The 18391-nt window shown below is 68.2% G+C and carries 20 protein-coding genes and 1 riboswitch; of the genes, 3 read left to right on the top strand and 17 right to left on the bottom strand.

The window, feature by feature from the left end; translation table 11 throughout:
* Positions 1-19: 19 nt before the first annotated feature.
* The gene (gene panE / locus AAHF99_RS16780) at positions 20-970 is read left to right on the top strand and encodes a 2-dehydropantoate 2-reductase (protein ID WP_342165657.1); all 951 of its coding nucleotides are present in this window, start codon (positions 20-22) and stop codon (positions 968-970) included.
* Between the two features lie 31 nt (positions 971-1001).
* On the opposite strand, the gene AAHF99_RS16775 is transcribed toward panE, so the two are convergent.
* Positions 1002-1181: a hypothetical protein gene (locus AAHF99_RS16775; protein ID WP_342165656.1), complete on the bottom strand. Its 180-nt coding sequence runs from the start codon at positions 1179-1181 to the stop codon at positions 1002-1004.
* A gap of 179 nt (positions 1182-1360) precedes the next feature.
* Between AAHF99_RS16775 and AAHF99_RS16770 the strand changes: the two genes are divergently transcribed.
* Together AAHF99_RS16770 and AAHF99_RS16765 are read left to right on the top strand one after the other, a co-directional pair.
* A complete protein-coding gene (locus AAHF99_RS16770) occupies positions 1361-2659 on the top strand; it encodes an RsmB/NOP family class I SAM-dependent RNA methyltransferase (RefSeq protein ID WP_342165819.1) in 1299 nt (432 codons plus the stop codon).
* 25 nt (positions 2660-2684) lie between these two features.
* Positions 2685-2936 carry a hypothetical protein gene (locus AAHF99_RS16765; RefSeq protein ID WP_342165655.1) on the top strand — a complete coding sequence of 84 codons (252 nt, stop codon included), beginning with the start codon at positions 2685-2687 and terminating at the stop codon, positions 2934-2936.
* A 10-nt stretch (positions 2937-2946) separates the two neighbouring features.
* On the opposite strand, the gene AAHF99_RS16760 is transcribed toward AAHF99_RS16765, so the two are convergent.
* The 16 genes from AAHF99_RS16760 to AAHF99_RS16685 all read right to left on the bottom strand — a co-directional run bounded on the left by AAHF99_RS16760 (position 2947) and on the right by AAHF99_RS16685 (position 18278).
* Positions 2947-3633 (bottom strand): substrate-binding domain-containing protein, encoded by a 687-nt coding sequence (locus tag AAHF99_RS16760; protein WP_342165653.1) that lies wholly within the window; start codon positions 3631-3633, stop codon positions 2947-2949.
* A gap of 23 nt (positions 3634-3656) precedes the next feature.
* Positions 3657-4034, bottom strand: coding sequence for a PH domain-containing protein (locus tag AAHF99_RS16755; RefSeq protein WP_243955820.1), 378 nt, complete (start codon positions 4032-4034; stop codon positions 3657-3659).
* Between the two features lie 336 nt (positions 4035-4370).
* Positions 4371-4904 carry an AAA family ATPase gene (locus AAHF99_RS16750; protein WP_342165652.1) on the bottom strand — a complete coding sequence of 178 codons (534 nt, stop codon included), beginning with the start codon at positions 4902-4904 and terminating at the stop codon, positions 4371-4373.
* Between the two features lie 11 nt (positions 4905-4915).
* Entirely contained in the window at positions 4916-5881 is a 966-nt protein-coding gene (locus AAHF99_RS16745; RefSeq protein ID WP_342165651.1) for a DUF6925 family protein, read from the bottom strand.
* Positions 5859-6677, bottom strand: a complete 819-nt coding sequence (locus tag AAHF99_RS16740; protein ID WP_342165650.1) for an ABC transporter ATP-binding protein — start codon at positions 6675-6677, stop codon at positions 5859-5861. Before AAHF99_RS16740 ends, AAHF99_RS16745 begins: the two co-directional genes overlap by 23 nt.
* Positions 6674-7720: a FecCD family ABC transporter permease gene (locus AAHF99_RS16735; RefSeq protein WP_342165649.1), complete on the bottom strand. Its 1047-nt coding sequence runs from the start codon at positions 7718-7720 to the stop codon at positions 6674-6676. Before AAHF99_RS16735 ends, AAHF99_RS16740 begins: the two co-directional genes overlap by 4 nt.
* Positions 7717-8550: an ABC transporter substrate-binding protein gene (locus AAHF99_RS16730; protein ID WP_342165647.1), complete on the bottom strand. Its 834-nt coding sequence runs from the start codon at positions 8548-8550 to the stop codon at positions 7717-7719. Before AAHF99_RS16730 ends, AAHF99_RS16735 begins: the two co-directional genes overlap by 4 nt.
* A gap of 8 nt (positions 8551-8558) precedes the next feature.
* Positions 8559-10529 (bottom strand): TonB-dependent receptor plug domain-containing protein, encoded by a 1971-nt coding sequence (locus tag AAHF99_RS16725; protein ID WP_342165646.1) that lies wholly within the window; start codon positions 10527-10529, stop codon positions 8559-8561.
* A gap of 119 nt (positions 10530-10648) precedes the next feature.
* Positions 10649-10845: riboswitch (cobalamin riboswitch) on the bottom strand.
* Between the two features lie 74 nt (positions 10846-10919).
* The gene (locus AAHF99_RS16720; RefSeq protein ID WP_342165645.1) at positions 10920-11990 is read right to left on the bottom strand and encodes a HoxN/HupN/NixA family nickel/cobalt transporter; all 1071 of its coding nucleotides are present in this window, start codon (positions 11988-11990) and stop codon (positions 10920-10922) included.
* 223 nt (positions 11991-12213) lie between these two features.
* Positions 12214-12759: a copper chaperone PCu(A)C gene (locus AAHF99_RS16715; RefSeq protein WP_342165644.1), complete on the bottom strand. Its 546-nt coding sequence runs from the start codon at positions 12757-12759 to the stop codon at positions 12214-12216.
* Positions 12756-13328, bottom strand: coding sequence for a DUF2244 domain-containing protein (locus AAHF99_RS16710; protein WP_342165643.1), 573 nt, complete (start codon positions 13326-13328; stop codon positions 12756-12758). Before AAHF99_RS16710 ends, AAHF99_RS16715 begins: the two co-directional genes overlap by 4 nt.
* Positions 13329-14444: 1116 nt before the next feature.
* Positions 14445-15266: an FTR1 family iron permease gene (locus AAHF99_RS16705; protein ID WP_342165641.1), complete on the bottom strand. Its 822-nt coding sequence runs from the start codon at positions 15264-15266 to the stop codon at positions 14445-14447.
* Positions 15267-15477: 211 nt separating this feature from the next.
* Positions 15478-16308 (bottom strand): DJ-1/PfpI family protein, encoded by an 831-nt coding sequence (locus AAHF99_RS16700; protein ID WP_342165640.1) that lies wholly within the window; start codon positions 16306-16308, stop codon positions 15478-15480.
* A 41-nt stretch (positions 16309-16349) separates the two neighbouring features.
* Positions 16350-16514 carry a hypothetical protein gene (locus AAHF99_RS16695; protein WP_342165639.1) on the bottom strand — a complete coding sequence of 55 codons (165 nt, stop codon included), beginning with the start codon at positions 16512-16514 and terminating at the stop codon, positions 16350-16352.
* An 8-nt stretch (positions 16515-16522) separates the two neighbouring features.
* Positions 16523-16903: a TonB-dependent receptor domain-containing protein gene (locus AAHF99_RS16690; protein ID WP_342165818.1), complete on the bottom strand. Its 381-nt coding sequence runs from the start codon at positions 16901-16903 to the stop codon at positions 16523-16525.
* 508 nt (positions 16904-17411) lie between these two features.
* Positions 17412-18278 (bottom strand): trypsin-like peptidase domain-containing protein, encoded by an 867-nt coding sequence (locus tag AAHF99_RS16685; RefSeq protein WP_342165638.1) that lies wholly within the window; start codon positions 18276-18278, stop codon positions 17412-17414.
* Between the last annotated feature and the right edge of the window lie 113 nt (positions 18279-18391).

Raw genomic sequence — 18391 nt, 5'->3', positions numbered from 1 at the left:
CGAACGAAGGATGAGGCCGATGCGGACGCTGGTGGTCGGAGCGGGTGCGACGGGTGGGTATTACGGCGCGCGCCTCGCGGAGGCCGGCGCCGACATCACCTTCCTCGTCCGCCCGGCCCGCGCCGCGCGGCTGGCCTCCGAGGGGCTGAAGGTGGCCAGCCCCCTCGGGGACCTCCACCTGCGCGAGCCTCGCACGATTACCGCCACCGACCTTCCGCAGGTCGGGGCGTTCGACCTCGTTCTCCTGTCCTGCAAGGCCTACGACCTCGATGCGGCCATCGCCGACGTCGCACCGGCCGTGGGGGAGGGGACCGCGATCCTGCCCGTGCTGAACGGCATGGCCCATCTCGACGCGCTGGATGCCCGGTTCGGCGCGGCGAAGGTGCTCGGCGGAAGCTGCGCCATCGCGGCGATGCTGACGCCGGAGGGCACGATCCGACACATGAGCGAGTTGTGCAGCATCACCTACGGCGAGCGCGACGGCGGCACGACCGACCGCATTGCCTCGGTCGATGCGCTGATGAAGTCGGCGGCGCCGAAGTTCCAGCCGCGCCTCTCCGACCGCATCCAGCTGGAGATGTGGGAGAAGTGGGTCTTCCTCGCGACGCTCGCTTCCGGAACGACCCTGATGCGCGCGGCCATCGGCGACATCGTCGCCGCGCCGGGCGGCACCGCCCTCCTGACGGCCCTGCACGAAGAATGCACCGCCATCGCCGACGCGTCGGGTTTCGCCCCGCGCGAGAAGGTAGCTGCCGGCGCAAGGGGGCAACTGACGGCGGCGGGCTCGACCTTCACGGCGTCGATGCTGCGCGACATCGAGGGCAAGGGCCGCATCGAGGCCGACCATGTGATCGGCGATCTCATCGCGCGGGGCGAGGCGCAGGGCATCGCGACGCCGATGCTCGACCTCGCCTATACCGGCCTGAAGGCCTACGAGGCGCGCCGGGCGCGCGAGACCAAGGCCCCGTGAAGGACGGCGCCGGAGCGCCGCCCGTGCGGGATCAGTAGCGCGGGGGCGGCGGGGGCGGGTTGCCGTATTCCAGCTGCGTCTTGGCATCGACGGGCCGGCGAGGGGGCGGCGTCAGGTCGGTGGCGGCCGGCGCGGTGGCGCAGGCGGCGAGCAGCGACGTGGCGAAGCCGAGCAGGACGATCCGGCTGACGATTCGAGTGTGGGACGACATGGACGTTGCGACTCCGGTGCAGGCCCGCCGCCCGAACGGGACGCGAGGCATGACCATCCATCGTCGCGCCAAAGCTTGGCCTTATCGTGGCCGCCGCGAAACCCCTTCCGCGCCGTCGACTTCGGGGCTATCGCCCTGAACAACCCGTTGCGAACCCGACCGATTCGAGGAGTGATCCCCTGACCCCCGCCGCCCGCTGCGCTGCCGCCATCGAAGTCCTGTCCGACATCACCGAGCGCCGCCGCCCGGCCGCCGACGCCCTCAAGGATTGGGGCCTCGCCCACCGCTTCGCCGGCTCCGGCGACCGCGCCGGCATCGCGAGCCTCGTCTACGATGCCCTGCGCCGCCGCGCCTCCGCCGCTTGGATCATGGGCGCGGACACGCCGCGCGCCATCGTGATCGGCTCCCTGCGCCTGCAGCAGGGCCTCGCTGCCCCCTCGATCGCCGCCCTGTTCTCCGGCGAAGGCTACGCCCCACCCGCCCTCACGGCCGAGGAGCGCACGCGCATCGAGACCGCGATTCTCGACGACGCCCCGCCGGAGATCGCGGGCGACGCCCCGGCCTTCGTCCTGCCCGACCTCGAAGCCGCACTCGGCGTCGACCTGATTCCGGAACTGCGCGCGCTGGCCCGCCGCGCGCCCCTCGACCTGCGCGTCAACGCCCTGCGCGGCCCGCGCGACACCATCCTCTCGGCTCTCGAAGGCTACGGCGCCGCCCCGACGCCGCACGCGCCGCAGGGTCTGCGGGTGCCCGTCGGCGCCGACGGGCGCGGCCCGGCCCTCCATGTCGAGGCGGAGTTCCTCGACGGCTGGTACGAGATCCAGGACGAGGGCTCGCAACTCGCGGCCCTGCTCGCCGGGGCGAAGCCGGGCGAGACCGTCGTGGACCTCTGCGCGGGCGGGGGCGGCAAGACCCTGGCCCTCGCCGCCGCGATGGGCAACGCCGGCCGGCTGATCGCCACCGACGGTGACCCGCGCCGCCTCGCCCCGATCCACGAGCGTCTGCGCCGTTCCGGCGCTCAGGCCGAGGTGCGCACGCCGCGCGGCGGAAAGCAGCGCGCCGACGTGATCGCCGACCTCGACGGCACGGTGGATCGCGTGCTGGTGGATGCGCCCTGCACGGGCTCCGGCACATGGCGCCGCAACCCGGACGCGAAGTGGCGCCTTCGTCCCGGCAGTCTCGCGACCCGCCACGCGGAGCAGGCGGCGGTGCTCGACCGCGCGGCGAGCCTCGTGCGGCCGGGGGGACGCGTCGTCTACGTCACCTGCTCGCTGTTCCCCTCGGAGAACGACGACGCGGTGGCCGCGCTGCTCTCGCGGCGGAAGGACTTTGCGCCGGTTCTCGCCGCCGATTTGCTGGCTGGGGCTCCGGCCTCCTTGAGCGATGCCATTCGCCATACGACCCACGGTGTGCAGATGACGCCGCTGCGCACGGGAACGGACGGGTTCTACGTCGCCGCCCTCGACCGCCGCCATTGAGCTTTCAGGACAGGACCGACCGCCGATGGCGATGAAGACGAGCTACGTGGTGCAGCCGTTCGAGCTTCACCGCAAACGCCTGAGGCCCGCCCGCCAGGAGCAGGCCCAGACGGAGAGCGGCGCGGTCAAGAAGGCCGAGAATCTGGCCAAGCGCATGCCGGGCGCGGCCGCGCTGAAGGTGGTCGCCGACGACGAGACGGGCGAATTGGAAAGCGTGACCATCCTCGGCCAATGGGGCGACATCCCCGAAGACTTCGCCGAGAGCCTGCAAGGCTGAAACGAGGGGCCTACGGCCGCACCGGCTCCATGCCCACACTTCTGATCGCGCCACTCATCTCGTCGGATTGAAGGAACACGATCAAGCGCTTCGCGGCATCGGGGTGCCGCGCGCCCGCTACGACGGCCGCCGTGAAGGTTTGGACGAGTTGCACCGCGTCGGGCAGGTGCCCGATGGGCTCGACACCGGGGATGTTGACCAATTCGCTGATGGGCCCCAGCGCGATGTCCGTTTCCCCCGCGGCGAGGGCAGCGGTCGAATCCGTTCCCCTCGGATAAACCTTCAATCGCACCGTCTCGGCGATGCCGAGGGCCGGGAGAATGTCGGTCTGAATGAAAAGACCGCTGGTGCTGCCGGGTACCCCGATCAGGCGCGCCTCGGACAGGGTTCGGGTCAGCGCCGCGACCGAGCTGACATCGGGCTTGCGCGCCCCGGTGCGCACGGCGGCGGCGAGGGGAGCCGTCGCGAGTTCCACGGCCGTCCCCTCGGCGACCCGGCCGTCTGCCGCGAGTTCGTGCAGCCCCTCGTTCGAGAGGATCACGACGTCGACCTCGGCCCCGTGGGCCAGCTGATGGCGGATCGTCTTCGGGCCGTTGCCCTGGGAGGCCCCCGACAGCGTCTCGACCGTGATCCCCGTCCGACGCTGAAAGTCGGGAAGGGCCGTCTGGTAGGCCAGCGCGAAGCCGCCGGAGATCATGACGGTAACGGTGCTCCTGTCGATCACCGCAAGACGCCTTCCGCCAGAGCACGCTGAATGCCCCGGACATCCGCGCCCTTCTTCAAGGTTCGCTGGATCGGCTCCGCTGCGCCCGACACCCAGATCTTCAGTTCGGCATCGAGATCGAACGTGCCGGCCGTCTCGACCGAGAATCGGGTGATGGCGCGATAGGGAACCGAGAGGAATTCCACTTTGCTGCCGGTCACGCCTTGGACGTCGATCAGGATGACCCGGCGTTCGGTAAAAACGAAGACGTCACGGATGATTTTGAAGGCCAGCCGCGCCGTCTCACCCTCGATCAGGATCCCGTCCAGCCTCCGCTCGAGCGAGGCCCCATCGACGGCCGAGCCATGACCGAGCAATCCATCCAGCAGGCCCATGGCCAGTCATCTCGTGATGCCGCGAGGAATCTGCGGCTACCACCGAAGCTTCCTGGCTGCAAATGTCGCTGGATTTGAGACAATGGCGCGCCAGTCCGAACGGAGCTGCGAACACTTATGTCTTTAAGGTAGCACGGTAAATCTCAAGGCAACGCTGCGCCCTGGCAAGTCACTATCGGCGGAAAATCTCACCGAACTGCATCGCACATTCCGAGACGGACGTTCGGCTTCGCGCCCATTGCTACTGCTCAGCAGAGCTTAACAGCATCTCAAAAGCGGACGGTCCAATGGCGTCTCAGCGATGGTCGAATTACAGTCCATCACAAAAAGCACGGCTCAAAGCTCGATGAGTTCGACCTGATCCGATGGGAGTAAGCGCCACCAAGCGTCCGGCGAGCGGAACGTGTCGTAGGCCAACCGCAGGATGGTCTCCGGCTGACGATGCGACGGGTCGGTTTCACCGCGTGCCTCGTTGCGGGCCAGCAGGTTCTCCCAGGACAGGTCGAACACCTTCCACTCGACCGAGAGGCCACGCCGCTCGATGACCTGGAGCTCGGCCTCGAACACCTCCCGGGTCAGGTGGGTGTCGGCCATCACCACGCTGAATCCCGCTGCCAGGGCCGCATCCAAAGCGGCGACCTTCACGCCGTGGAGGAGCTTGTGGGCCCCCTCGTCCCACCCCGTCCGTCGCACCTGCCAGTAGACCTGGCGGTCCGGGGGCCAGAGGGTCTGACGCAGGTCGTCCAGGGTCAGGTGCACCCAGCCCTGCATCGGGTCGAAAAACCGACGCGCGTAGGTCGTCTTGCCCGCACCGGGGCACCCGATCAGCCCCACCACCCTCTGCCGGCGCAGGGGGGCCTTACCGTCCATGGAAGGCGGGATCAGGCATGGTGGGTGACATCCTCGTCCTCATCGCTCTCGGGATCGGCCGCGACAGTCTCTCCACGGAGATAGTGCGCCTGGACTTCGGCGACGCGGCGGGCGGCTTGCGCGTGACGGTTCGACACGGGACTGTCCGGGCCAAGGTCCCCGCCGCGCTTGGCCGCGAGCAGGTCCGGATCGCCCCAACGGTCGAGGAGGACCTGAAAGGCGTCGTGCCGGGCGACGTTGAAGGCGATCCGCTTGCCCATCATGTCCTTGTAGGGATGAGCCGGATGAATGCCGGCACAGGGGACCCAGCCCGCCGGGATCGGGGTGGTCGCCGCATGCGTGCGGCCACCGCGCAAGAGTTTAGGCAGGACATGTGTGTGGGGACCCTCCGGGCTGGTGCCGCCGGGCCCCGGGATCGGCGCGTAGACCTCGATGCGGCCGATCCGGGCGAGGAACACCCGGTGAGGGCTCAGCGCCACGAGTTGGCGGCCGATGGGGTTGGCAGGGTCGAACAGGGGAAGCCCGACGCCGGACCGAAGGCAGGCGATGGCCTCCGGGTCGCTCGTGCGGACGCAGGCATCCACCGCGAGCAGACCGAGGCCGAGGTCGAACAGAATGGCGTCCTGGTCCCGTTCGCAGGCGGCGTCCCGGTCGGGGCCAAGCTCGGTCACCATGCCGCGCAAGTTCATGGCGCAACTTGCCTCCGGCAGGCACAGGGCGACGGCGTGGTTCCAGCCTGACGTGACGGCGGTCTCGTAGGCCACCGGGCGGAGATCGGGGCAGGGTAGGAGCGCGATGGCGCCCCGCTCCGTCGACAGGCCCATGCGCCCGTCCGGCAGCGACGATGTGGCCTCGTCGGGATCGCGCATGAATTCGGCGATGGCGCCGAAGCTGCCGAGGCTCCAGGCGGTGGCGGGATCGGCCAGCGCTTCTCGGAGCAGGGTCGTGACCGCGTCAGCCTGCGTTGGTGACGTCATCGCGTTCCTCCATCGTCGTAGCCCCGGATCGCGCCCAGGGCAGGATGTATCGTGTTCCGTCGCAAGCCCAGCCCCGCTCAGCGGTGACGCCGAACGCCCCCGCCAGCAGGACATCGCTCAGGGCCTCCTCCGGAGTGCCGTCGGCAACGAGGCGGCCATCCGCCAGCACGACGATGCGGTCGCAGAACCGGGCCGCAAGCGTCAGATCGTGCAGCACGGCGACGACGCCGGTGCCGTCTCGCGCGATGGACCGCAGAAGCGCCATCGCGTCGAGTTGGTGTGCCGGGTCGAGGGCCGTGACCGGCTCGTCGACGAGAAGCCACGGCGCCTCGACCGCGAGCGCCCGGGCGAGCAACGCGCGCATGCGCTCGCCCGAGGAAAGGGTCGGCTCGGCTCGGGCGGCGAGATGGGCGGTGTCTGTCCGCGCCATCGCTCGCGCCACCGCAACCTCGTCGGCTTCGGCCAGGGACGAGAACGCACGACGGTGCGGCAGCCGGCCGAGCGCCACGATCTCGTAAACCGTCATCGGCCAGCCGACGCCAGCCCCCTGGAAAAGAGCCGCGATGCGGCGGGCACGCTCCTCGCGGGCCAAGGCGGACAACGGACGACCGTCGAGGGTGACCCGACCCCCGTTCGGGGTGATCAGCCCCGCCAGAACGCGAAGAAGCGTAGTCTTGCCGGCCCCGTTCGGGCCGACCAACCCGACGAAGCGGCCGGGCTCCAGGGCGAGACCGATGTCCGAAAGGATGGTCCGGCCATCCAGCGTCACCCGGGCGTCCTGCAGGGCGAGGCTCATGCCCGCCTCCCGCGACTGCGCAGGAGCAGCACGATCAGGAACGGCGCCCCGATCAGCGCCGTTACCACGCCAAGCTTGAGTTCCGGCCGGGTGGCGAGCAGGCGCACGCCGATATCCGCCGCAAGGACCAGGACCGCCCCCGCGAGGCCGCTCGGCAGCAGGCTGGCGCTGGGACGGGCGCCGACGAGCGGTCGCATCAGGTGCGGCACGACGAGGCCGACGAAGCCGAAGGCACCCGAGACCGCAACCCCGCTGCCGACGGCCAGGGCCGCACCGGTGACGAGACGCAGGCGCACGGAGACTAGGCCGACCCCAAGGCTCGCGGCGGTGTCCTCGCCGAGCGTCAGGGCGTCGAGGGCGGAGCCGGTGGACAGCATCAGCGCCCAGCCGACAGCCATCAGCGGCAGGCAGAGTAGCACGTGGTCGAGGCTGCGGTCGCTGAGCGAGCCCATCAACCAGTACACGATCTCCAGGGCCGCGTAGGGGTTCGGCGACAGGTTCAGCGCCAGCGCGGTCAAAGCCCCGGCCAGGCTCGACAGCCCGACTCCCGCGAGGATCAGCCCGAGGGTGCTGCTGCCACGGGCGGCGAGCGCGTTCAGGAGGAGCGCGGCGACGCCGGCGCCCGCGATACCGCCGAGCGGCAGGGCAAGGCTCATGGTGGCGGCGAAACCGCCGTAAAAGACGATGACCGCGCCCAGCGCCGCCGCTGACGAGATGCCGAGGATTCCCGGGTCCGCGAGCGGGTTGCGCAGGTAGCCCTGCATCGCCGCGCCGGTCAGACCGAGGCTGAAGCCGACCAGGGCGCCGAGCAAGGCGCGCGGAATGCGAAGCTCCCACAGGACCAGGGATGGAAGCGTCGTGCGACCGGCAACGAGGTCCAAGAAGGCGGCGGGCACGTCGAACGGCGCATAGCCGATGGCAAGGGAGGCGAGCGTCAGCGCGAGGGCGGTCAGCCCGAGGACGGCGATGACAGTTCGCCGGGCGCGCGGTGTGCCGAGGCGACGGGAGGCCGTTGGACGGAGCGAGGTGACCGGAGCGTTCATGGCCGGGGCGCCTGCGCATTCGCTGCGTCGGCGAGGCGCGCCACGACCTCCGCGACCTGTGGTCCTGGACAGGTCCAGAAGCGGTTCGGGATGTCGACCGTCCAGTGCGCCCGCGCGAGGGCCTGGAAGACGGGATGGTGCAGAAGGGTATCGGCCAAGGAAGGCCAGCCCGGCTCGCCCTCGTCGACCACGATCAGGTCCGGTTTGGCCAGCACTGCCTCTTCGAGGGGAACCTGCCCGAAGCGGTCACGCCCGATCTCGGCCGAGACGTTGACGAGGCCGGCGGCGCGGATCAGCGCGTCACCGAGCCCGCCGGGCGCGACCGTGAAGGCGTTCGGACGCATCACCAGCGCGCGAAGGGGCTGCCTCGCCGGCACGATGGAAGCGAGACGCGCATCGAGCGCCGCGACCATCGCCTCGCCTCGTTCGGGGTGGCCGAGCGCCGCCGCGACTTGCCGAATTTGGGCGCGAACGCCGTCGAGGTCGGACGGCACGCCGAGTTCGAGCACGGGGGCGCCGACGCGCTTCAGCATGCCTACCGTCATGCGCGTCGTGAAGGCCCCGGCGATCACGAGGTCGGGCTTCAGGGCCACGACCTCCTCGGTGAGCCCCCGCATCACCGGCAACCCGACCGCTTCCGCCGCGACCGTCGACCCACGCGGATCACGGGCAAGGTAGGTGACCGCCAGCACCTGATCGCGGTCGGCCAGCCGTAGGACGAGTTCGTCGGCGCAGAGGTTCATCGAGACCACACGCACGGGTGCCGCCGCCGCGACCGAGGGCACGGCGGACAGGATCACCGCGAGGGCGAGCGCGAGGCGTGACAGCATCCTTGACCTCAAAACGACGTCACGCGGACGCCGCCGTAGACGGCGAGCCCCGGGCCCTGGAAGCCGGTCGGGTTCTGGTAGCGCTGGTCGAACAGGTTATCGATCCGCCCGAACACCGTCAGGGTCTCGCTCCAGGCGTAGTTGACCGACAGGTTCACCAGGGTGAAGCCGGGGGCCTTCAGGCGCGGCACGGAGAAGTCGCGGTTGCCGTCCACGAACGACCCCAGCACGATGAGCGTGCCGGTCATGGTCAGGCCCGACATCAGGTTCCAAATCGCGGTCGCGCTGACCTTGTTGCGGGGCCGGCGCAGCAACTCCTGGTGGGCGATCTCGTACTTCGTCACCGTGGTGGTCCAGTCCAGCCGCCCGCTCCAGAACTCGTTGAACCGCAGGGCGACGAAGCTCTCGGTGCCGTAGGCGGTCGCCCGGCCGACATTCACGTTGGTCGAGAAGGTCGGGTAGTAGGCCGTCTGGATCAGGTTCTTGAAGTCTGTCTGATAGTAGGTCGCACCCACGGTCATGAACCCGTCGAACAGCGGCTGCTCGAAGCCGCCGTCGAACCCGAAGCTTTCCTCCGGCCGCAGGTTCGGGTTCCCGAAGAAGCGGAAGCCCGGGTAATCCTGATAGAGTTGGCTGAGGGTCGGGGGCTTGAAGCCGGTGCCGACGCTGCCCTTCAAGCGGGTCCCCGTGCCGGGCACGATGTAGCTCGGCGCCACCCGGTAGGTGGTGGCGCCGCCGAACTGGTCGTTCGCGTCGTGCCGGATGTTGGCCACCAGCGCGGCTCCCGCGAAGGGCGTCGTCTGAAGCTCGGCGAAGCCGGCGGTGTTGCCGTTGGACCGGTCGATGCCGGTCGTCTCGAAGCGCTCATCCTCGCGCTGGGCCCCGAACAGGACGAGGTTGCCGGGCGAGACCTGCCAGTCGCCACGGTAATCGAACCGGGTTCGTTCACCGAGGTAGGTGGTGGGCGTCGGCGGCGCGAGCGGGTCGAGCGGGCCGGCGAACAGGCAGTCGAACTTCGAGTAATTCGCGCCGAAGACGTTGTGGAAGCCCGGCACCGGCGTCCACTCGGCCTCGCCCCTCATGATCAGTTGCTGCTGGTCGTTGAGGTTCCGGTACGGCAGCGGCACGTACGAGAAGCCGCCATCGGCCTGGTCGAGATAGGCGCTGTCGGAAAAGCGCAGGACGTAATTGAGGCGGAACGCGTCGGTAAGTTGCGCCCCGAGCTTGGTCGAGACCGTCTTGATGTCGGTGAAGGCGGTCCGCAGCGGCACGCCGCGGGGTAGTAGCTCGAACGGGGTGATCTGGACGGCGGATTGCCGGATGTGGCCGACCGACACCGAGTAGTCGAAGATCCCCTCTGAGCCCGAGATGTTGCCGAACTGGTTGAACGTGCCGAACGAGCCGCCCTCGACGGTCGCCGTCGCTTGAGCCGGCCCTTCGCCACGCTTGGTCACGACGGAGATGACGCCGCCGATGGCGTCGGCCCCGTAGAGGCCGCTCTGCGGCCCGCGCAACACCTCGATCCGCGAGAGGTCGTAGGTCTGCAACTGGCTGAAGTCGAAGGCGCGGTTCGGGGTCGAGGGGTCGTTGACGTCGATGCCGTCGATCTGAACCTTCACGTGGTTCGAGTTGGTGCCGCGGATGAAGACCGAGGTCTGGCCGCCGGCGCCGCCGGTCTGCACGACGTTGAGGCCGGGCACCTGCTGCAGGGCATCCGGCACCGTCCGGCGCTGCTGCTCCTGAAGCAGGCGGTCGGTGAGCACGGTGACGCTCGATCCGGTGTTGGCAATCGGCGTCGGCACACCTGTGGCCGAGACCGAAATCTCGGACAGGGAGACCGCGGCCTGCGCGCCTCCCTGGGCATCGGCGAAGGGCGCGGCGACCTGCTGCGCGAAGGCGGGAATGGAGACGAGCAGCGCGGATGCGGCGCAGGACAGCGCCAGCGTGCGCCGGAGCGCGGAGGGGACGGAACAGGACACGGGACGGCCTCGGGGGACGGCTGTGGCACGTCACCGCGAACGAGGCCTCGGCGGTCGCGTCCTCAAGGGAACCACGGCGCCGCGACACCTCCCAGGACACCCCGCCCGGCAAGCTCCGCGTGTGACCACGGCTGACGGCAGGTCTCCTGGCTCACGGGTCGCTGTCCTCTCATCGTCTTCCCGGGCGAGGCCGCCCAGTGACGCCGTGATGAAGGACTCGCCGCTTACAGTTGCGGGGGCAGCCGCGGCATCGAGCTTGCACCCTCACCGCGTTCCCTTTTGATCCCCGAGGGGAACCGTCGCGCTTACGCTAGGCGATACGGAAACAACGCGTCAATTGCCGCAGGCATTTTCGTCTGGATTGGGCCTTTTGCGACAGCCTCACAGAACTCAGGCGGCGTCGGCCGGTGTCGCCGCGATCTTGTCGAAGCCGCCGAGGCGATAGACCAAGTAGGACAGGAGCCATGCCGCCGCGAATAGGCCGACAATGGCGAAGCCGAGAACGCCAAAATTGTCGTTGACCGCACCGATCCAAGTCCAGAAGCTTCCCTTTAGACCGAGCTTGTCGCCGATGAGGTTGAGAGCCTCCAGCGTGCCGATCACGAGGGCGACTGCGACGGAGACCAGGGTGATCGTCAGGTTGTAGAACAGCTTCCGGACCGGCTGCACGTAAGCCCAGTTGTAAGCGCCCAGCATCAGCACACCGTCAGTGGCATCCACCAGCGCCATCCCGGCGGTGAACAGCGCTGGGAAGACGAGAATCGTCCCGATGCCGGTCCCTCTGCTGGCCTCTGCCGCCGAGAGGCCGAACAGGCTCACCTCGGTCGCCGTATCGAAGCCCAGCGCGAAGAGGAAGCCCAGCGGGTACATGTGCCAGGATCGGGTCACGAGGCGAAACAGGGGGCGCAGAAGGCGCGCGAGCAAGCCCTGGTTGGCAAGCAGCAGATCGAGATCCTCCACGACGTAGCGTCCCGTGCGGCGCACCTGCCGGAAGGTACGCCAGACGCCGGTGAGTACGACGAGATTGACCACGCCGATGAGGATCAGGAACGCGGCCGAGACGCTCGTACTGATGAGGCTTCCAAGCTCCCGATAGCCTTCTGAGGCGGTCAACAGGCTCTGGGCCGCGAAGGCCACCGCGGCGGCCGCGATGACGATGATCGTGGAGTGACCGAGCGCGAACCAGAAGCCGACCGTGACCGGCCGCTGACCGTCTTGCATGAGCTTACGGGTGACGTTGTCGATGGCGGCGATGTGGTCCGGATCGACCGCATGGCGCAGACCGAAGACGTAGGCCAGCAGCGCGGTCGAGAGCAGCGCAGGCTGTCCTGCGAACAGGCTATAGGCCCAGAGCCACGCCGCGACATTGGCTGTGATCAGCACGGCGTAGAGCAGGCCGACCCTCTGCCGCAATCCACGGACGTGCTTGCTGTGGGAGGGGGCGATGATCGAGCAACGCATCAGCCGAAGTACCTAGAAGACGGCCACCCGGCAGGACCATGGCGCCGATGGTCGTGCCGGACGAGACCGGAGAAGGAACAGACCTGGGTCGAGGACCGGCCAAACCCGAGGGTGTTGAGCCCCCGGGTCCGAGAATGGTCGCTATCCCGGCCATGGCGATGGCTCGCGTACGAAAACCGGGGGTTAGCGACGCGGTCCTCGCGAGAAGCGAGGCAGAGCGTTCTCAGTGCTGATGGCCACCGCCATGGTCCATCGTCATGCCTCCGGCTTCGCCGCCGGGCGCCTTGGCGGCAATACTCTCGACGGCGAACTCCACCGGCACGGAGCCCGCCTTCTTGAAGGTCAACGTGCCCTTGACGCGTGTTCCCTTCTTGAGCTGATCCTTCAGGCCCATGAACATGAGATGGTAGCCGCCGGGGGCGAGCGTCACCGTCTCGCCGGGCTTGATCGCGAGCCCGCCCTCGACAGGGGCCATCTTCATCACGCCCCCCTCCATCGACATCGTGTGCAACTCGACGCTGCCCGATTCAGCAAAGGTGCCGCCGGTGAGCGTATCGGGCTCGGCGCCCGTGTTCGTGACGGTCAGGTAGCCACCCGCGACCTTCGCCCCGTTGGGCGTCGCCCGCGACCAGGGGTGACCGATCTTCAGGGCGCCCGCCGTGTAGTCGTGCGCGGCGGCGAGCGGGGCGACGAACAACGCACCCGCGAGGCCATAGCCGACGACGCCAAGGACGGACTTTCGGACTGCTGAACGTGTGAAACGGATCATTGTGCTTCTCTCGGTGACAGGTGTTCGAGAAGGGAACGGCGTGTCTCGATCCGCAATCGCGGCGATCCGCCGGCGTCTTCGACGGCGTCGGTGAGCGCTTGTGCGAGGCTCGGACGCTCATCGGGCGACAGGTCACGGCCGATCTCGATCCGGCGACCACGGCTCTCTACGGCGATCGCTTGGCAACCGTAATCGGGGTCGTCGGTCCTGATGACATGCAGGCCGAAGACCGGCAGGCGGCGGGAGTCGAGGACTTGGCCCCGGTAGCAGCGGACCACCTGGAGGCTGCCGCCGGCAAGCGCGATGGTCTCGCTCCGATCCTGGCTGCGGCGATGCAGCCAGATCGCGCCGAGCAGGAGCGTGGTCTCGCTCAAGCCGAACACGAGGCAAGGCCACGCCCCGGCGCGTGCGAGGGGGATCTGGAGAGCCAGAGTGAGGGTCACGCACAGGCTCGCAAGGGCGATGTACTGCGGGCCCGACAGGGCACGATAAGGGGTCACGATCACCCGGAAAGGGGCATCTTGCTCGACGAACGAAGGCGGATCGACGGATGTGGCGCTGACGTACAAAGGGACTCTCCATCTCGACAGGACCGGCCCCTCACAGGGCGGCCGGCGTGCAGGAACCGGGATCGCCACATGGCGCGACCTCGGACGGCCAGTGTCTCAGGAGAGCGGGGGGCCCCGGGCAGAGCCGGTGATGGGATGGCGGACGGGAGCCGCGGCGGCGGGCGCCCCACCATAGACGACGGCTCGAACGATGACGTCCGGATCCGAGAGCTCGGGCACCTCCGGCGGAGGCGCGCCGGCCCGGCACGCTACAAGACAGCAGGGATGGCGTTGAGATTGTGCTGGCGCTGACGGCGACTCGCCGCCCGTCGAGAGAGGCGCGCACAAGATTGGATCATGATGGGGCTCGGCCTGCGCGGCCACGACGGCGGCCCCCAGCACGGCCTGGAGGACCATCACATAGACGGTGAGGATGGCCGCGAGTTGGGCTCCGAAGGCCGTCGGCCGCAAAGGGCGGGACGGAGCGGGGCCGATCGGAACGGGGGGCGTCAGGGCGAACATGGGCAGCGCTCGGGCGCGCAACCGGTCATCGGGTCCTGTCGCAGGGCAGACCCATGGACAAGCGGGAGCGCAGGCCGAAAGGCGCGCAAGCACTCGGAAGGAGAGACATGGAACGGTCCGTGGCCTTGAGCGATCGAAAGCGGATCGATCAGGCGGCCGGTGGACCTCGTGACGAGACAGCGCGATCCGGCGGACCACGGGCTGATCGAACGGCAACGGGCCGCCAAACCTGGACCACCGCATGCCGCCACGGAACGACCAGGCTGACGGGAAGCGGATCCGGCGCAACGAGCGGTTGCGCGAGATTGGCTACAAGGCAGCAGAGCTGCTTCGGACACGGTGTCCCGTGGTCGGACGCCCTATCGTTCTGCGCCGCGCAGATCACCCCGTTCTCGCGGGCCTGCACGGTGATGGGCAGCCACGTGACGAGGAACGCTTGCAGCACGAGGCCGTAGAGCGCGGCCACGGCAAGGACCGCGCGGCATCGAGCCGATCGGTCCGAGAGCCTGCGCATGGGAGCACTGTGCGCCACGGGCCGACCGATCGTCAACGCGGCATCGACGCGCGACCACGGATCGGCCGCTCGGGTTCCATCATCGGCAGCAGGCCGAACAGTCAGGAGGCAGGGGCCCGCTCAAGACGCCTTGACGGCTGGACCCGCCGTCCGCGGACGAGATGGGTGGCGAGGCAGGCGAGCGCGATCAGGACGAGCACGCCCTGCACGGCGAGCGCCTCCCAACTTCCGTTCAGCCCCAGCGTCGTCACGAAGTCCGGCACCGTCTCGTTGTGCACGGACACGATGGTCTGCTCCTGCAACTCCTGGATCGCCTCGCCCACGAGCTTCAGGCCCATCACGAACAGGAAGGCCGAGGTGACAAGGAACATCGGCCGCAGCGGCAAGCGCAGGGCCAACCACTGCATCGCCACGAACATCGCCGCCAGCGCCAGGGACGCCGCGGCGAGACCCGCGAGCAGGGCACCGTCGAACCCGTTGGCGGATTTCGCCAGGGCCTGGAGGAACAGGATCGTCTCCGCGCCCTCGCGGAACACCGCCAGGAAGGCGATGCCGGCGAGGGACAGGACCGTGCCGGCCCCGAGCGCCCGCCGGGCGAGCCGGTCCAGATCGGCCTGCCACGCCTTCGGGTCCTGCCGGACGAACAGCCAGCCGCTCATATAGAACATCAGGGCCGCCGCCGCGATCATCACGGCAGCCTCGAACAGGTCGCTGTGGTTGCCGTCGAAGTAGGTCCAGAACACCCAGGCCATGCCGGCGCTGGCGATCACCGCCGCCCCCGCCCCGGCATAGACCGAGGCGATCCGCTCGCCCGCCCCGGCCCGCCGCAGGAAGGCCGCCAGTGCCGAGACGATCAGCAGCGCTTCCAGCCCCTCACGGAACAGGATGGTGAAGGCTTGGAGGAAGGTCGAGCCATCGGCCATGGGCGATCTCTGCGGGCACGTGAACGGCGCCCATCCTCTAGACCGGCATCGCGTTCCTGTAAAATTTGGAATTATTCGAATTCGTAACTCGATCGCGTGCGATGCGGAGGCGCCTCTATCCCAAAATTACTCTGTATAATCAACATTGCCTATGACCTTCGCAGCGTCAACATTTGCAACGTCGTACGAATAACCTGCAGCGCCGATGCGGTTACGGCATCGGGCCAGTCGCCGCGAGAGCCAGCGCGTGCTGCTTGAAGCCCGCGATCAACTCCTCCATCGGCTTGCGTACTTCCGGCGGCGCTGTCTTCAAGGAGCCGGCGTGGATGGGCGGGTCCGGATCGTACTCGCCCATCAACTGACAGCACTCGGCGTAGGTCCGGTCCCGCATCTCGGCAACCATGGTCAGGCCGAAGTCGAGCCCCGCCGTCACGCCCGCCCCGGTGATCCGGTTGCGGTCGCGCACAACGCGCGCCTCCGTCGGGATCGCGCCGAAGCCGGCGAGCGCGTCGCGGCAGGACCAGTGCGAGGTCGCCCGGTAGCCCTTGAGCAGGCCGGCCTTCCCGAGGATCAGCGAGCCCGAACACACGCTGGTGACGTAAGTCGCTCGCGCGCCCCGGTCGGCCATGAAGGCCAGGGTCGCCGGATCGACGGCCGCCGCGAGCGTGCCGTCCGTTCCGCCCGGCGTGAACAGCACGGTGAGGTCGCGGGGGCAGGTCTCGAAGGTCGCGGTCGGGGTGATGGTGACGCCGGCATCGCTCGTCACCGGGTCGACCGTCTTGGCGACGAGATGGATCGTCGCCCCCATCATTCCCGCGAACATGCTGTGTGGGCCGATGAGATCCATCACCGTCATGCCGGGATACATCAGCATCGCGATCTGTTCGTGGCCGATCCAGTGGACACCGTCCCCACGGCCCATATCGAAGCCCTCCATTGCCGGGTGCGTCGATGGCGTCGGGGTCTCGGCCTGCGCAGCCTCGCTCGCGAAGGGCGCGAGCAGGGCCAGAAGGGCGGCTTTACGGCGATCGATATCGGGCATGTGACGATCCTTGAGGGGAGGGGGCGAAGGCGGGATAGGCGCTACCAGCGGTAGATCAGGCTGCCGATGACCTGACGCCGTGCGTCGTAGAGGCAGAGACCGCTCTGGCAGACGACGCGGCGCGTATCGAACAGGTTGGTGGCGTTCACCTGCGCCCTGAACCCTGCGTATTTCGGGTTCAATCGCGCGAAGTCGTAGTCGATCACCCCGTCGATCAGGGCCGCGCCCTTGCTGCGGAAAGTGTTCTGGTCGTCGGCGAAGGTCGGACCCAGGTAGCGGACGCCCCGCTGATGCCGATGCTGGCAAGGATGGAGCCCGGCGGGAAGGTGTACTTCGCGAAAGCCGCGAAGGTGTCGTTGGGAATACCGGACAGCTGCTTGCCGGTCGTCACGCCCAACGTCGGATCGTCGATGCCTTTGACGATCGTCACGTCGAGATGCGTATAGGCGGCGGTGAAGTTCCAGCCTGGGGCGAGGGAGGCGGTCGCCTCCAGTTCGAGGCCGTGCGAGCGGACTTGACCGGTCGAGGACTGGAACAGCAGCGGGCTGGCGGGGGCGGGGCGGAGGACGTTCTTCTGGTCTGGACGGGTCTGGATGGACGGCCAAGCCCAGGAAGCCGCGTTGGCAGCTGCTCAGCGCCTAGGGATCTGACATCTTCGATTGAGTTGGACCGATGCGGCGTGGGCTTAAACCTAAGAACTATCAATCATAAGCAAAGTGTGATAGAATTATCTTATCTGAAAAAAGATTTACTGACGATCTGTCGGATGCCGTTTCCGGGTGGTGCCGTAGTCGATCTGAGCAGTAACCATAGGCCGGCAGGAGACTGTCCGGCTTTGCGACGGATCATCTCCGAAGCGGATCCGCCGCTGACGGCCAAACCCTGTCGCTCAGGCGGATGTCGCTGAATGGCTAGGTCGGGTGGCTTCCTGTCCTTCTGCTCTCGGGTGCAAAGATAAGAAATCGGACGTCCGGGGTCCGTCAGAAACGGTCCGAAAGCAGCATGCTTGCTACGGAGCAGCCTTGGCCGAAAGCAGGCGTACTCCCATAACAGTTGCCGGTCGCCAGGATGACGACAGCCGCCTTGAGCCAAACGATCGACGATCACCGCGCAGGTCTACGCATCGTTGCCAGCGCAGCTGTCAGTTGCCCTTCAAACAGTAAAGCCGAGCCGTAGTGGAATTCGGGATCGAACGCGTGCTTGGCGTTCATCACCGATGAAGCGCTTTGCATCGCGAGCAACCGCCCGCCTTCATCGAACAGCCCCGATCCAGATCCGCCGTAGCCGTCGTTGCAATCGTGGCGGATGCGCCGGATGCCGTCCTCGCCCGGCGGATCGATGCGACGGACGGTGCAGTGCTCCAGGCTGCTCTCGCCCCGGTAATTCTCGTGGCCCGCGGGGGACACCATAGTCACCGAGAGGGAAACGTCCCCCGTCGGCAGGTCGGGGGGCTGCGGCAGGGGCTGGGGGGGCACATCTGCCGGGGTGGCGAGGCGCAGGATGGCCCAGTCGTCGGTGATGTGCAGGGCCGTGGCGTCCGGGGCTGTCCCGAGGTGGAGGCTGTCGGGCACGAACTCGTAGTTGCGGCCCGCAATCTGGAAATAGCAGTCCGAGACCTGTCGCGTCGTCTCCAGGCGACGGCTGCGGAAGTTGTGGGCGTTGAGAACGACGATCGTGGGGTCGGCGATCAGCCACGCCGCCGCCGCTCGCCGTGGGACCCCGTCCGGCCGACGGCACCAGAGGACGCCCGCGCCCTTGTAGCGGTCGAGATCGGCGCCGGTAAGATCGCGTCGTCCGTCCTTCGGATAGAGGGCGGCCAGCCGAGGCTCGCCCTGTGACGCACTGGAGAGGCCAAGCAGTGCGGCAGCCAGCAGCGGGAGGGTTCGGGTCCACCAGTGCCAAGCCTGCACGCGTCCCATCTCGCCCCCGCCATGACCGCGCTGCCGGTGAAAAGCCCAATGGTTGAGCATGCGCCACGCCGCCGTCAAGCAGTTCAGACGAATTCCATACTATCCGCGATCTATTGCCGATTTATCCCGCCAACAAATAACCGACATCCTAGAGACAATTCCCAGGTTCACTC

The sequence above is a fragment of the Methylobacterium litchii genome, assembly GCF_038442315.1.
Taxonomy (GTDB): Bacteria; Pseudomonadota; Alphaproteobacteria; order Rhizobiales; family Beijerinckiaceae; genus Methylobacterium; species Methylobacterium litchii.
This window is presented reverse-complemented; position numbering and strand designations above follow the sequence as displayed.